Below are 14928 nucleotides of genomic sequence, written 5' to 3'. Positions count from 1 at the left end.
AACGAAGTGATTGCTCAACAATCAAGCTTAACTGCAAAAAGTTGCACTTAAATCGTAGTTATATGCGAATCTTGTCTTAACTTCTCGGTCAAGATCACATTAAAAACCCTATAAAATATATAGTATTGCGCTGATTCTTTGAGGACAGTGATGAATACAAGTATAAAAAAACTAGTCAGCCAATTTCTATGTACCATCTTTGCCCTAGGACTAGTCCCTGCCCTCTACATCAATTCTGAACTTGACAGAATTGATGCTCAGCACACTCTAAATATTAAGCAGTCTAGCCAAAATCAAATCGAATACAGCTTTCATGAACTCGCTGTTATTGTTGAGCAAATCTCTAACTCTGTTCCGTCAATCGCCGACTCTCAAACACTACTCCGAGCGATTCGAGAACCTTCTATTATCCATAAAGAAACCCTGCAAGATCTTTGGGTGATGTTAGCTCGTGGCCAAAAATACTATTCCCATCTTCGTTACCTCGATCTAGCCGGCAACGAAGTGTTCCGTGTTAACTACAAAGACGGTCGAGCAACAGTCGTCCCCGAGAGCGAACTGCAGAACAAATCTTCTCGAGATTACTACCAGATGCTACAGAAGTTAGAGATTGGCGATGTCAGCTCTAGAGGCATTGATCTTGAAATGGAAAATGGAGAAATCATCCACCCGTTAACGCCGGCGCTACGCATTATGACGCCAGTCGCTGAAAACAACCGCATTATTGGTTACTTCATCGCAAACCTGAACATGCTTGAGATTTATAAGCGCCTTCACTATCAAATTGGTGCATCTTCTGCTGTTCCTATTATTCTCAACAAAACCGGACACATAATCATGGGGCCGGATCCTACGGAATCTTTCGGACATGTAATTGAATCACGTTCAGAGCAGACTTACGCAAAGTTATACCCTGAGCTTTGGACTGCGATTCAAGACAAGACATCTTCGAGCTATTTCGATGGTGAGAACTGGTATTTTCATTCCGACATCAGCCCTAAAATCAAACAGTTTGAAGGCCCTATTTACATGGTTCTTCACATTGAAAATCAGCAGTTCAGCAGTCAATACCGACAAGAAAAACAAGCGATCGTCGTTCAGATCATCACCTTGTCTTTCTTGATTTCGATGATCTCCGCTGGCTTCGTATTGTGGAACAGCAACCACAAGAAGAACAGTATCGAGAGCCAACTTGCTAAGGCCGCAATGAATGGCATGTCTGCCTTGGTGATTACCGACAGAAACAACCGAATCATCAAAGTAAACCAAGAGTTCACCCGTGTGAGTGGCTACGAGTTAGAAGACGTAAAAGGCCGCCAACCGTCCATGTTTGCCTCTGGTCGCTACAACGAAGAGTTCTACATCAAAATGTGGAGCATCATCAAAGAGAAAGGCATGTGGGAAGGCGAAGTGGTTAATCGTCGTAAAGACGGGTCTTTGATCACGGAAATATTGCGAATCCAAACCATTAAAGACTCGAAAGACGTGATTCAGTTTTATGTCGCTTCATTTGTGGATATAAGTAAACACAAAGAGCTAGAAAACAAACTGAGAAACCTGAGTGAAAAAGATGCCTTAGCTGGGTGTTGGAACCGCCGTAAATTCGATCTTGAGCTGCGAGATGAGTGCTCTCGTGTTAATCGTTACCCTACTCGCGAACAGTCTTGTTTAGCGATTTTGGACATAGACCACTTCAAACGCATCAACGACAGATTTGGTCACGATTATGGAGATCGCGTCATTCAAACCGTTGCTCAAGTATTACAACGAGAGTGCCGAGAAACTGATTTTGTGGCTCGTATTGGTGGCGAAGAGTTTGGCGTTATTCTGCCTCATACCACAACAGAAGAAGCTGAGTATGTACTTAACAGATTGAGAATCGCAGTCAGTATTGAGCTCGATAACGTGGTGACGGTCAGTGGTGGAATTACCAACCTGACCAACGACCCTGCTCTTAACTACAAGTGCGCCGATTTAGCACTTTATGAAGCCAAAGCAGCAGGTCGAAACAGTGTGTGCCTGTTCCTAGACAGCGAAATGAGCGAAATCGCCTAACAGAAAATCAGTATTGTTCCGCTAGGCTATTAGTTTGGCTGTTTAACAACCCAATCCTTGCAATCAGCTTGGTGCAGGATAGAACTCTAGTTTGTTCCCCTCTACCACTAGAATACAATCCATGTTCGCAGCATGAGCAGCCTGCTTACCTAGGTTCGTATCTTCAAACACAACACACTGCTTTGGCTGCAAACCCATACCAAAACACGCATCTAAGAAAGTATCCGGATTTGGTTTGTGATTCTTAACGTCTGTTGCTGTCACGAGAATATCGAGCTTACTCAAGATCTCTGTCTTATCCAGTAACTGTTCGGCACTTTTACGTTGACTGCCCGTTCCGACTGCAATCTTCTTGTTACCCAGATGCTCTAACAACAGAGAGTGAGTACAAGGGATAACGTCTCCTTTGTCTTCGATAGCCGCAAACGACGCCATTTTAAACGTAGAAACCGCTTGTGGGTCGAGCGATAAACCGTATTTGCTGTTCACCTCACCGGCTATCTTATAACTCGGCATGCCACCTAAGCTATGCAGCCAAGACGCTTCAAAATGAAAGCCAAACTCTTCAGCCGTTCGCTCCCACGCCTTTACATGTGCAGGCATTGTATCGATCAACGTACCGTCCATATCAAAGATTAATCCTTCATATGCCGTTAAATCTATTTTCATCACTACTACCACTCTTAAATAAAGTTACTGATACCATAACCAATATTCAGTATCATGGCGCCATATTACCGTTCAAAATGGATGTTTATGTTACAAATATCTAACTCTGTTTCGATTCAAGACTGGGAACTCCAGTTAACAGCGATCAGAGCACAAGGAGCCGGCGGTCAGAACGTCAATAAAGTATCGAGCGCGATACATTTACGTTTTGATATCAAGCACTCTACCCTACCTGACTTCTATAAAGAAAAGCTCCTCGCACACAAAGATAGCCGCATCACCAAAGACGGTGTGATTATCATTAAAGCGCAACAGTATAGAACTCAGGAACAAAACCGAGATGATGCTTTAGTGCGCTTGAAAGAATTGATCTTGGAAGCGACAAAGGTTCAAAAAGTAAGACGAGCAACTAAGCCGACGCGTGGCTCTCAGAAAAGACGTTTAGAAAGCAAAAAACAAAGAAGCACCACCAAACAGCTGCGTGGAAGAGTGAGCTGATGGCTTCATGCCCTCAGAGAACACATTACCCTAGAAGTATCTGTCAATTTGACTAACGAATCGATCTATTACGCTGTTTATTTGAAAGAAAGACTACTGCTTCTTTTTGACCGACAAAATCAGCTTGATCAACAACAGGCGCTCTTCGCTGGTCAGCAGACGACTGACCGCAGCTACATCTTCCGCTGTTACTTGTGATGCGCCAACAATATCAAGCACCACATCCAAATCCGTCACTTTTAAGGTTCTAGTGATTGAACGATACTGAGACATCTTGATGTCCGCCTCTCCGCGTTCAATCCTTTGATAGGTTTTTAAGCTCATTCCTGCACTCGAGGCTAACTTTTCTTGAGACAAGTTGGCTTGTTTCCTACGCTCAATCAGCGCCAATATTATGGGTTCTTGTGACATAAGCTCATCCTCAAAAGACAGTTATGTCCTAAATTCAGCAAGAAGCAGACCATATTGACTTGTGATGGTTTACATAAGCCATCAAAGGCATATTATTCGCTTGATAAAACCGTTACGTTTCATAAGCCTTCACACTGATATCAGTTGTGAACGTACAGGCTAGGTAACTTGAGTATTCAAGTGTTGGGAAATTAGAAAAATTGCAAATTGCGAATAAGAAAGACGTCATATTGGAAATTGCGAATCGTTATAAATTGGCATTTCCTTGCATTAAGCACGCATTAGAAACGGACAATGCCCGCTCCGAAATTATTGCAGTGCAGCATAGGCTACTCACTTACAAAGAAGTGCTGCTGCACGGAAGTATGTTGGAAGAGAAAGAATTGAAGCAGGCCTTTTCTGCTCTGAACCAAAATGAAAAAGGTGTCGCACAAGGCGGTATTCAAAGCATCAACGACGCAGTTAAAGAGATGGATGTGATTGTCGAAAGGTACAGTAGAAAAGCGTCTACTGAATTCTGTGCCTAATCCTCTGAACGGCTTAAACAAACAAAACAAAAACGGCCAGTCATAGTTGAATGACTGGCCGTTTGTTTAGCTAACATGAAGACGTGGGTATCTAACAAGACATCGCTCTTCTAAACCTACCGAGTAACATCAACGCGCCTAGCACGCCAAACGACAAACTGCCTCCACTGCCGCCTGAACCAGATGAAGTCCGTGCATTCACATAAGCCGTTCGCTTAGCATCAGTAGAAACAAACTTAGCTGTTTCAGTACCAGCAATAACACTGTCTATCCAAGCTTCATAGTCATAGATTTCAGTGAATACCGATGTCACAGTAGCACTACCACCACAAGTATCTGGTCCAAAACTGGTAATACCAACTTGTCTGTAATCAGCACCGTCTTTCCAATACACTGGGCCGCCTGAATCGCCTTGGCACGTACCGCCGTACAAGCCAGAAGCAGCTCTGTCACCAACAAAACAGATTTGATTATCAGTTAACGCAGAACCATCAGTAAAGGCTGAAGCACAAGTAGCGTTATCTACGTAATTCAGGTCAGCCTTCTGCAACAAAGTTGTCCCGTCAAAGCCTGAACGTGTATCACCATGGCCAACAGCAACAAAGTCATTAACACCAATTCGATAGTTCGTGTTTGACGGACGCTTAACAACATCATTAATTGAATCGATATTCAGTGCGCTTTCTAACTTAAGTATTGCAACGTCATTGCGTAATAGGTCGCTCAACGCATTTGAATAATCGCTGCGATAGTAAACCTCAGATACACGAGCTTTTTGGATGTTACCGTTGGGAAACTGAGAAGTATCTTCAATTTGAGGGACGACAACAGTAAACAACTGCCCTTCTTCATTACCGTATATACAATGCGCTGCGGTTAGAATATGCGTTGGATCTAAAATTGTCGCACCACAGTAAGGGCCTGTTGAGTAAACACCGTCATAATCAATACGATCAATGAACAAGCTTGCCATCGAAGGAAATTCCGTGACTGAAGCGTCGCTACCATTCACAATATAGGGTGTTACACCCAAATCAGGAGTACTTTCGTCCGTGTTTTCCGTTGCCATAACACTTGATGTGTAAATTAATGGCGCTAAAAGCCCTAAAACGGCTTTACGAACCGGACTCATTGTATGGTTTACGTTCATAGTTAACTCCTTGTAACCCCTACTACTTATTTACAAAAATGATGAATCGCCACCATAACACGTCACAATCGTGATTATAGTAAGTATTTGTAACGATATCGCCACATATCTCATTTTATAAACGAATTTTAAGTAACCGTTGTTAGTGGGTAACGTTAAAAGCAATACGTTACCAAAGACATACGCTACCAAAATCAAAAAAGCCTACCGTTAGGCTTCCCAATAAAGAGAAGCAAACAATAGGCTTTCATTTAGCTTAGTGGTTTCTCTTAAAAGAGATTAGCCACGATAGTAACGCTGAGGTACGAATGGCATTTTTTCTACTGTCATTGGTAGCTTCTTGCCACGAACTTCAGCGAATACTTCAGTGCCAATAACCGCTAGGTCAGTACGAACGTAAGCCATAGAAACAGGCTTGCCCGCGTTAGGACCCGCAGTACCACTTGTTACAACGCCAATCTTGTTGTCTTCAGCATCGAACAGCTCAGCGCCTTCACGTACTGGTGCTTTAGTCTGACCAACAAGACCAACACGCTTGCGTTGAACGTCTTTAGTCGCGATTTGCTCAAGGATGATATCAGCGCCAGGGAAACCGCCTGCACGTTCACCGTCAGTACGACGCACTTTTTGGATACCCCATAAAAGGCTAGCTTCTACCGGCGTTGTTGTTGTATCTAGATCGTGACCGTACAGACATAGACCACACTCAAGACGAAGTGAGTCACGAGCACCAAGGCCAATCCACTCTACTTCTGCTTCTGATGTTAGTTTACGAGCAAGTGCTTCAGCGTGATCGTTCGGTACTGAGATTTCGTAGCCATCTTCACCGGTATAACCACTGCGGCTTACGATGCACTCTACGCCGTCGATATCGACTTTTTGAACATCCATGAACAGCATGTCTGCAACGCTTGGTTGGAAACGAGCCAGAACTTCAGACGCTTTCGGACCTTGAAGTGCTAATAGAGCGCGGTCATCAATCACTTCCATTTTTACGTCTGCAGGAAGGTGAGCCGTTAGGTGGTCGATATCTTGTGTTTTACACGCCGCGTTCACAACAACAAATAGGTGATCGCCAAGGTTAGCCACCATAAGATCATCCATGATGCCGCCCTGTTCATTAGTAAAGAAGGCGTAGCGCTGCTTACCAGAAGGCAGGTCGATAATATCTACTGGAACCAGAGATTCTAAAACAGCGGCTGCATTTTCACCGTGTAGACGCAGTTGCCCCATGTGAGAAACATCAAAAAGACCAGCAGCGTCACGAGTGTGTAAGTGCTCTTTCTTTACACCTAGTGGATACTGAACTGGCATGTCGTAGCCAGCAAAAGGAACCATTTTTGCGCCGACTTCAACGTGAAGTGCATGCAGAGGTGTTTTTAGTAGGTCTTGATTAGCGTGTTCTTGAGTCATTTTATTCTCCATGAAGCGTTGCAGGCTTTCCAAATCGAATCTGCCGCTTATATCTCTATTTAGAGTCGCCTCTAACGATATGGGTTAACGTTAGAAACAGTAGATAGTAAAAAGTGATGTCTTCTATATAGGCTTTTATTACTAGCGATATAAAAAGAGGCTTCTGTATAAAAGCTATACGACTCACTTTCTAAGAATTCACTTCAGTAAACTTCAATCAACATGAGTAAACCGTGTTCACTATAGTAAACAAGCCTGAGTCAGTTTTACACCCTTAACAAGATTAAAACAGCTCAAAATGTGATATTTAACAATTTAAAAACAACTTTCAGTCGCATACAAAAACGCGATATTGATGCTTTTCACACCAACATCGCGTCTTTTGGCAAACGTTAGAAACAAAAGCAAACGTTTGCATTCACTATAAGAAATTCTAACTTTGTTAACTTATTTTGCAGTCACCCACAAAATCAGTGCATCTTCTGTACTAGTAGAAATCAACATATGCCCCATGTTGGCGTCGTAATACATGCTGTCACCTTCGCTCATGGGTACCGGCTCATAGAATTCTGAGTAGAACATCACATCACCAGAGATCACCATCAAGAACTCCTCACCATCGTGGCGAACCCAATCGTTATACTCTTCAAAGGTGCGTGCTCTCACTCGGCTCTTGAACGGCATCATCTTCTTATTCGAAAGTTCTGTCGCGAGCAGTTCATGCTCGTAAGTCGGAGTTGGGTGAGGTTTGCCCTGACCTGCTTTAGTTAAGTCACGACGTCCTGTGGCAACCTTTTTTCTTGGTGGCTCAAAGAGTTGCGGCATATCAATTTGCAAACCCATAGCCAATTTCTGCATCGCTTGGAACGTCGGTGAGATTTGTTCGTTCTCGATTTTACTCAGCGTAGAGCGCGCCAAACCAGTACGTTGGCTCGCCTCTTCTAACGTAATGCCCAGCTTGCTGCGGATATCTTTAATACGCTGGCCGAGCCTAAGTGGTTCGATATTCTGATCTAACGTCTCTTTCGCCAACGTTAAAGATGGGTACTCATCATAAATGTCTTCTGACATAGGTCCCTCATTCATTTCTTACTTCCTGTCTATTGATTTCATTGTTGCATGAAGCGCTTTGTTGATTAAAGAGCACACAGGGAAATAAAGCGTGCTCCCTGTAGCAAAACGAGAAAATCTGTTTCCTATTGGAAATTTTTGTTGAAAATTGATTTTATCGGAGCTATGTTATCGACTTGTTAGATGAAGAGATGCTACTTCAGCTTGCAGCAAGTGATAGATTTAACATTTGTAAGAGCTGTTTTTTACCCGAAATTTTTGGGAACCAATTCGTGCTGCATTGACCCTACAACGATCGCTTTGACGCTATAGTCGTATAAATAAGAAGCAACGCACTATTTATACACCTATATAACGCAAACGATACCGATGCAGAAATCAACGTAAGACCTAATGGACTATAAAAACAATCACCATTAGCTTAATGAAAGGTCTCGACAATGAACGCTTATCAAAACCATAGCTTAGACAGTTTTTTCTCTACGAACCTATCTGCGACTGACGACGCAGTATTTGCTGGAATCCAAGCAGAGAACACTCGTCAAAACGAACAAATCGAACTTATTGCTTCTGAGAACATCGTTTCTAAAGCAGTAATGCAAGCTCAAGGCACTTGCCTTACCAACAAATACGCAGAAGGCTACCCAGGTCGTCGTTACTACGGTGGTTGTGAGCACGTAGATACAGTAGAAGCTATTGCGATTGAACGTGCTAAACAGCTATTCAAGTGTGAATACGCGAACGTACAACCTCACTCAGGTGCTCAAGCGAACGGCGCAGTTAAACTTGCCCTACTTCAACCTGGCGACACTATCCTAGGTATGTCTCTTGACGCTGGTGGTCACCTTACGCACGGTGCACGCCCTGCGCTTTCAGGCAAATGGTTCAACGCAGTTCAATACGGCGTAGACCGCGACACTCTTGAAATCGATTACGAAGCGGTACGCGCTCTCGCTATCGAATGCCAACCTAAAATGATTATTGCAGGTGGTAGTGCTATCCCACGCGTTATCGACTTCGCTAAATTCCGCGAAATCGCTGACGAAGTTGGCGCTATCCTTATGGTAGATATGGCACACATCGCGGGTCTTATCGCGACAGGTGCTCACCCTAGCCCACTACCACACGCACACGTTGTTACAACAACAACGCACAAAACACTTCGTGGCCCACGCGGCGGTATGATTCTGACGAACCACGAAGACATCAACAAAAAGATCAACTCTGCAGTGTTCCCTGGCTTACAAGGCGGCCCACTCATGCACGTTATCGCGGCTAAAGCAGTGGCGTTTGGCGAAGCACTTGGCCCAGAATTTAATACTTATATTGATTCAGTGATCGACAACGCAAAAGTTCTTGCTGAAGTGTTGCAAACTCGCGGTTGTGACATTGTGACTGGCGGAACAGACACGCACCTAATGCTGGTTGACCTTCGTCCTAAGGGCTTGAAAGGTAACGTAACTGAAGAGGCATTAGAGCGTGCAGGGATCACATGTAACAAAAATGGTATACCATTCGATTCAGAGAAGCCTATGATTACCTCTGGCATTCGTTTAGGTACGCCAGCTGGAACCAGTCGTGGTTTTGGCACTGAAGAATTCAAACTTATCGGTGAATGGATCGGCGATGTACTTGATGGCTTAGTTGAAAGCCCTGAAGGCAACGCTGAAGTTGAGCAACGTGTTCGCAAGCAAGTTAAAGAGCTTTGCAAGCGCTTCCCTCTTTACCGTTAGACCGTTTTTAAGATTTAAATTAAAACCTCATAAATTTTTGGAGAATAAGCAATGGACAATACACTAAAGTTTGCAGACAGCCACGAGTGGGTAAAAGACAACGGTGACGGTACTGTAACTATCGGTATTTCTGAGCACGCTCAAGAGATGCTAGGTGACGTTGTGTTTGTTGACCTGCCTGACACTGACGACGAAATCGAAGCTGGCGAAAGCTTCTCTCTAGTTGAGTCAGTGAAAGCTGCTTCTGATATCTACGCACCAATCTCTGGCGAAATCGTAGAAATCAACGAAGAATTAGAAGATAGCCCAGAGCTAATCAACGAAGAACCTTATGAAGGTGGCTGGATTGTTAAAGTGAAGATGTCTGATGCGTCTGAACTAGACAACCTTAAAGATGCGGAAGAATACCTAAGCTCTATCGAAGAAGACTAATAGGTAACCTCATTACGATAAAGCTGCTCTTTTGAGCAGCTTAATTTTAGGGGCTAGCTCACGGCTCCAGAGAGAAAGTAGAACATATCATGACTGAATTACTTCAAAGCCAATTACTGAAAGACCTGGGTACTCAAAACGAGTTTGTTGCTCGTCATAACGGCCCAAATAAAGCAGACCAGCAAAAAATGCTTGAAGCGATCAACGCGACTAGCCTAGACGCACTGATCGACGAAACGGTTCCTGCACAAATCCGTCTTGAAAAACCAATGACACTTGCTGCGCCACTAAGCGAAATGGACATGCTGGCCTCTCTTAAAGAGATCGCTAACCTAAACCAAGTGAAACGTACTTTCATTGGCCAAGGCTACTACAACACATTCACTCCAAACGTTATTCTACGTAACGTTTTAGAGAACCCAGGCTGGTACACAGCTTACACACCATACCAACCAGAGATCTCTCAAGGTCGTCTTGAAGCTCTACTAAATTACCAACAAATGGTAATGGACCTTACAGGTATGGAAATCGCGAACGCGTCTCTTCTTGACGAAGCGACAGCGGCTGGCGAAGCAATGACACTGTGTAAGCGTGCTGGTAAAAGCAAGAGCAAAGTATTCTTCGTTGCTGACGATGTTCACCCTCAAACACTAGAAGTTGTTAAAACTCGTGCTGAGTACATCGGTTTCGAAGTAATGGTTGGCGCTCTTGAAACACTTCCAGAGCAAGACGTATTTGGTGCACTAGTTCAATACCCTGGTACAACAGGTGAAGTACGTGACCTAACAGACGTAATTGCTAAAGCTCAAGCAAACAAAACGCTTGTAACTGTTGCAACAGACCTACTTGCTTCTGCTCTACTTAAGCCAGCAGGCGAAATGGGTGCAGACGTAGTAATCGGTTCAGCTCAGCGCTTTGGTGTTCCTATGGGTTACGGCGGTCCACACGCTGCATTCATGGCAACTCGTGAAAAGCACAAGCGTACAATGCCAGGTCGTGTAATCGGTGTTTCTATCGACACGCACGGTAACCAAGCGCTACGTATGGCAATGCAAACTCGTGAGCAACACATCCGCCGCGAGAAAGCGACATCGAACATCTGTACAGCTCAAGCACTTCTAGCAAACATGGCGTCTTTCTACGCGGTTTACCACGGCGCAGAAGGCCTACGTACTATTGCTCGTCGTACACACCACATGACAGCTATCCTAGCGGCTGGCCTGACTAAAGCCGGTTACGAGCTAACGAACAACAGCTTCTTCGATACCATCACAATCAACTCTGAAGAGAAGACAGATGCACTGTACGCGAAAGCGCAAGCAGCAGACATCAACCTACGTCTACTTCCAGGTAAGATCGGTATCAGCTTAGACGAAACAACGACAGTGGATGATGTGAATGCCCTATTCGCTATCTTCGACGTAAAAGAAGACGTTCAAGCACTATCTTCTGACATTGCATCAAACGAGTTTGCAGCAATTCCAGAAAACTGCCGTCGTGAATCTGAGTTCCTAACTCACCCAGTATTCAACACGCATCACAGCGAAACGCAAATGATGCGTTACCTAAAACAGCTTGAGAACAAAGACTTCTCACTAACGCACGGCATGATCCCACTGGGCAGCTGTACGATGAAGCTGAACGCTGCTGCTGAGATGATCCCAGTAACATGGCCTGAGTTTGGTTCTATTCACCCATTCGCACCTCTAGAGCAAGCGGCTGGTTACACAGCGCTAGCGAAAGATCTTAAAGAGAAGCTATGTGAAATCACTGGTTACGACGATTTCTCACTACAGCCTAACTCTGGTGCTTCTGGTGAATACGCGGGTCTAATCGCGATTCAACGTTACCACGCAAGCCGCGGTGAAGCTCACCGTAACGTTTGTCTGATTCCAAGCTCTGCGCACGGTACTAACCCGGCAACTGCATCTATGGTTTCTATGAAGGTAGTGGTTGTTAAGTGTGATGAAGATGGCAACATCGACATGACAGACCTAGCAGCGAAAATCGAGAAGCACAAAGAAAACCTATCAAGCATCATGATCACTTACCCTTCTACGCACGGCGTATACGAAGAGCAAGTGAAAGAAGTGTGTGAACAAGTTCACGCAGCGGGCGGTCAGGTTTACCTAGACGGCGCGAACATGAACGCTCAAGTAGGTCTAACTTCACCTGGCTTCATCGGTTCAGACGTATCCCACTTGAACCTACACAAAACATTCTGTATCCCACACGGTGGTGGCGGCCCGGGTATGGGTCCTATCGGTGTTAAATCGCACCTAGCACCTTTCCTACCAGGTCACATCGAAAACGGTGTTCAAGGTTCTGACTACGCGGTATCAGCAGCAGATCTAGGTAGTGCTTCAATCCTACCTATCTCTTGGGCTTACATCTCAATGATGGGCGAACCTGGCCTAACAGATGCAACGAAAGTAGCGATTCTGAACGCGAACTACGTGATGGAAAAACTACGTCCTCACTACCCTGTTCTTTACCGTGGCACTAACGGCCGCGTAGCGCACGAATGTATTATCGATATTCGTCCACTTAAAGAAGACACAGGCATCAGCGAAGAAGATATTGCTAAGCGTCTAATGGACTTCGGTTTCCACGCGCCTACAATGTCTTTCCCAGTTGCCGGCACGCTAATGGTTGAGCCAACTGAATCAGAAGATTTAGAAGAGCTAGACCGTTTCTGTGAAGCGATGATCGCAATCCGCCACGAAATGGCAGCAGTGAAAAACGGTGAATGGCCACTAGACAACAACCCTCTAGTGAACGCTCCGCACACACAAGTTGACCTTTCAGGCGCAGAATGGGATCGCCCTTACTCTCGTGAACTTGGTTGTTTCCCATCTAAAGCAACGAAGAACTCTAAGTACTGGCCAACAGTTAACCGTGTAGACAACGTATACGGCGACCGTAACCTAATTTGTTCTTGCCCAAGCATCGACAACTACGAAGACTAATTCGTAGCGTTGATCACAGATAACCAAGTTGGAAACTGTGATAACCGAGTTGGAAACCGATAACCGAGTTGGAAACTAACGTGAATAACAAAAGGCGAACCATTTGGTTCGCCTTTTGATGTGAGCAATCAAACTGAGTCAATTGCTGCTATTGGTATCTACTGGTTAACATATATCCTTATGATGATTTCGATGTTCATAGCTTACAAACAAATGAAAGCACCATAAAAATCAAGAAGCTAAAGTAAATGTGTTATCAAAACCCTATCACAATCGTGATATGCGGTGAAACCTTTTGCTGAACGCCTCTCGTCCACCTTCCATTATTTCACAGACTTCGTCTCTAATATGTTGCTCTATTAAACTACCACTGGCTTTGATTTGTACTTGTCCTCCGCGAAACTCCATTACATTGACTAGTTCAGCGTCTCCATTTACCACAATGTTAGGGTTATGCGTAACAATGATAATTTGTCGTCGTGCCTTATTATTTTGAATCTGATTAACAATCAAGCTATAGACTAGAGCATTATCTAGATCATCTTCAGGCTGGTCGATAATGATTGGTTCCTCTCCGTGACTTAACAAGAAAGCGAGTATCGCAGCGGCCTTTTGACCAGCAGATCCTCTGCTAATACTTGCAAAATGAGTCCCATCCCCACGTGGTGAGTACTTAACTTCTAGCAAATCATCGGGCTGCCAACAGTCTAACCTTGCCATAAATTCAGGCTCTCGCTCATACCTTTCTGTAAGGAAATCCATGAATCGACGATCAATTCTGTATCCATTAGGTTGTTCACCCAATACCAATGATTTTATAGCACTCTTGAGTTCCCCAAGTGCCGATGTTTTTTCTTCGAAAGTACTACTTGCATTGAAAAGTCCATACAGTAACGAAGTATCATTTCCCTCTTCGTATACAGAAGAAGAGAATCTATCATGCCCGACAATAGTTCTGAATTGACGCTCTGCTTTGGATAAGTCTGAAAATGGTTTGATTGTCATCTGAACATAATCGTTATTGATAAGAACACTACCTATAAACTCTTGCCGCTTAGTCTGTAGTTCACGTCTAAGTTCTAACATCGTATTAAGTACACCTTCCTTTTGTGCACTTACTTCACTCAACCGCGCCTTGTCTACTTCGATGCATTCTAGTTGTTGTTCTATCCTCACTTTTTCTGAAGTCCACGACTCATATTCCTGTGTATTAAATTCAGAGCCACGTTCTTGATATTCACTAACAAGGTCTTGATAACGCTCATCCGACAACACTTTTTGCGTATGCCAATTGGATGATTGAATAGCTTGGTCACGTAACTCCTTAGCTCTAACTATCCGAGTTTTAAGTGTTTCAATTTGGCCTAGTACTTCATTCACTTCAGTTTCAAATGCACTTTGTATAGCAACAAGCTCTTCCTTAAGAGGATCCTCAAGCAACTCTATTTGAGTCGTATTCAAGCTAGGAACGGTTTCTTGAAGCAATTCATCGAAGCTGTTCGAAATATCATCGATGTTACCTGCATTCGAAAGTAGACGGCTTGATGTCGTCATCAGTTGGTTTCGAATCAATACTTGACTATGCCCACCAGACTCAAAGCCATTTATGTCGCTCATCAATTCTTGGAGCCTTGAGTTCTTAGAACCTTCTTTCGAAATGTTGCGACTTAGCTGAACTTCCTCTGAACTTAGCTCCATATAGAGTCGCTGGTGAGGTTCAAATCGAGAATTCCAGCTTTCTATATCTACAATAGGAGAACGATCGACTAGTTCTAAAAGGCTTGTTGGGTTTGAGGCAAGTGCGTTTATTTGCTTTTGGCTGTATATATTAACGGCATACCTTTCACTCACATCGCCTTCATCTACAACCCAACTGTAGTGGTACGCTGAATTTGGTCACTTAGTTAGAGGTGATATCATCACCTCATAAGTTAACAGGTGACACTATGACAAAACGTACAAGAAGACTATTTAGCGCTAAATTCAAATTAGAAGCGGCA

Annotated in this window: 12 protein-coding genes; 6 read left to right on the top strand and 6 right to left on the bottom strand. The window is 44.0% G+C overall.

Annotation, left to right across the window (positions count from 1 at the left end; genetic code table 11):
* Nucleotides 1-150 precede the first annotated feature (150 nt).
* Nucleotides 151-2055 carry a diguanylate cyclase gene (locus tag AB4138_RS20280; RefSeq protein WP_372307460.1) on the top strand — a complete coding sequence of 635 codons (1905 nt, stop codon included), beginning with the start codon at nt 151-153 and terminating at the stop codon, nt 2053-2055.
* 63 nt (nt 2056-2118) lie between these two features.
* Here the strand turns inward: AB4138_RS20280 and AB4138_RS20275 are convergent, their stop codons facing one another.
* Nucleotides 2119-2724, bottom strand: coding sequence for a beta-phosphoglucomutase family hydrolase (locus AB4138_RS20275; protein WP_017069882.1), 606 nt, complete (start codon nt 2722-2724; stop codon nt 2119-2121).
* Between the two features lie 87 nt (nt 2725-2811).
* Between AB4138_RS20275 and arfB the strand changes: the two genes are divergently transcribed.
* Entirely contained in the window at nt 2812-3222 is a 411-nt protein-coding gene (arfB, locus tag AB4138_RS20270) for an alternative ribosome rescue aminoacyl-tRNA hydrolase ArfB (RefSeq protein WP_017059842.1), read from the top strand.
* A 93-nt stretch (nt 3223-3315) separates the two neighbouring features.
* On the opposite strand, the gene AB4138_RS20265 is transcribed toward arfB, so the two are convergent.
* Complete coding sequence (locus AB4138_RS20265; RefSeq protein WP_017059843.1) at nt 3316-3633, bottom strand: helix-turn-helix transcriptional regulator; 318 nt, start codon at nt 3631-3633, stop codon at nt 3316-3318.
* 200 nt (nt 3634-3833) lie between these two features.
* On the opposite strand from AB4138_RS20265, the gene AB4138_RS20260 reads away from it, so the two are divergent.
* Nucleotides 3834-4160: a hypothetical protein gene (locus AB4138_RS20260; protein ID WP_371721399.1), complete on the top strand. Its 327-nt coding sequence runs from the start codon at nt 3834-3836 to the stop codon at nt 4158-4160.
* Nucleotides 4161-4251: 91 nt separating this feature from the next.
* Here the strand turns inward: AB4138_RS20260 and AB4138_RS20255 are convergent, their stop codons facing one another.
* The 3 genes from AB4138_RS20255 to AB4138_RS20245 form a co-directional block, all read right to left on the bottom strand.
* A complete protein-coding gene (locus tag AB4138_RS20255) occupies nt 4252-5310 on the bottom strand; it encodes a trypsin-like serine protease (protein ID WP_372307456.1) in 1059 nt (352 codons plus the stop codon).
* Nucleotides 5311-5589: 279 nt separating this feature from the next.
* The gene (gene gcvT / locus AB4138_RS20250) at nt 5590-6723 is read right to left on the bottom strand and encodes a glycine cleavage system aminomethyltransferase GcvT (protein WP_017059846.1); all 1134 of its coding nucleotides are present in this window, start codon (nt 6721-6723) and stop codon (nt 5590-5592) included.
* A 447-nt stretch (nt 6724-7170) separates the two neighbouring features.
* The gene (locus AB4138_RS20245) at nt 7171-7794 is read right to left on the bottom strand and encodes a helix-turn-helix domain-containing protein (protein WP_017059847.1); all 624 of its coding nucleotides are present in this window, start codon (nt 7792-7794) and stop codon (nt 7171-7173) included.
* Between the two features lie 440 nt (nt 7795-8234).
* Here AB4138_RS20245 and AB4138_RS20240 point away from each other — a divergent pair, with 440 nt between their 5' ends.
* The 3 genes from AB4138_RS20240 (at nt 8235) to gcvP (ending at nt 12928) form a co-directional block, all read left to right on the top strand.
* Entirely contained in the window at nt 8235-9527 is a 1293-nt protein-coding gene (locus AB4138_RS20240; RefSeq protein WP_017072175.1) for a serine hydroxymethyltransferase, read from the top strand.
* A gap of 51 nt (nt 9528-9578) precedes the next feature.
* Complete coding sequence (gene gcvH, locus AB4138_RS20235) at nt 9579-9959, top strand: glycine cleavage system protein GcvH (RefSeq protein ID WP_017072176.1); 381 nt, start codon at nt 9579-9581, stop codon at nt 9957-9959.
* An 89-nt stretch (nt 9960-10048) separates the two neighbouring features.
* Nucleotides 10049-12928, top strand: coding sequence for an aminomethyl-transferring glycine dehydrogenase (gene gcvP, locus AB4138_RS20230; protein ID WP_372307453.1), 2880 nt, complete (start codon nt 10049-10051; stop codon nt 12926-12928).
* A 267-nt stretch (nt 12929-13195) separates the two neighbouring features.
* On the opposite strand, the gene AB4138_RS20225 is transcribed toward gcvP, so the two are convergent.
* Nucleotides 13196-14779 (bottom strand): AAA family ATPase, encoded by a 1584-nt coding sequence (locus tag AB4138_RS20225; RefSeq protein WP_372307450.1) that lies wholly within the window; start codon nt 14777-14779, stop codon nt 13196-13198.
* Between the last annotated feature and the right edge of the window lie 149 nt (nt 14780-14928).

Source organism: Vibrio sp. 10N.286.52.C3 (assembly GCF_041468865.1).
GTDB classification, from domain to species: domain Bacteria; phylum Pseudomonadota; class Gammaproteobacteria; order Enterobacterales; family Vibrionaceae; genus Vibrio; species Vibrio crassostreae_C.
Note: the sequence above shows the minus strand (reverse complement) of the source record. Positions and strands in the feature narration are given on the sequence as shown.

Coding starts and splice junctions, on each gene's coding strand:
- AB4138_RS20280 (WP_372307460.1), top strand. CDS start 151: ATGAATACAAGTATAAAAAAACTAGTCAGCCAATTTCTATGTACCATC.
- AB4138_RS20275 (WP_017069882.1), bottom strand. CDS start 2,724: ATGAAAATAGATTTAACGGCATATGAAGGATTAATCTTTGATATGGAC.
- arfB (WP_017059842.1), top strand. CDS start 2,812: ATGTTACAAATATCTAACTCTGTTTCGATTCAAGACTGGGAACTCCAG.
- AB4138_RS20265 (WP_017059843.1), bottom strand. CDS start 3,633: ATGTCACAAGAACCCATAATATTGGCGCTGATTGAGCGTAGGAAACAA.
- AB4138_RS20255 (WP_372307456.1), bottom strand. CDS start 5,310: ATGAACGTAAACCATACAATGAGTCCGGTTCGTAAAGCCGTTTTAGGG.
- gcvT (WP_017059846.1), bottom strand. CDS start 6,723: ATGACTCAAGAACACGCTAATCAAGACCTACTAAAAACACCTCTGCAT.
- AB4138_RS20245 (WP_017059847.1), bottom strand. CDS start 7,794: ATGTCAGAAGACATTTATGATGAGTACCCATCTTTAACGTTGGCGAAA.
- AB4138_RS20240 (WP_017072175.1), top strand. CDS start 8,235: ATGAACGCTTATCAAAACCATAGCTTAGACAGTTTTTTCTCTACGAAC.
- gcvH (WP_017072176.1), top strand. CDS start 9,579: ATGGACAATACACTAAAGTTTGCAGACAGCCACGAGTGGGTAAAAGAC.
- gcvP (WP_372307453.1), top strand. CDS start 10,049: ATGACTGAATTACTTCAAAGCCAATTACTGAAAGACCTGGGTACTCAA.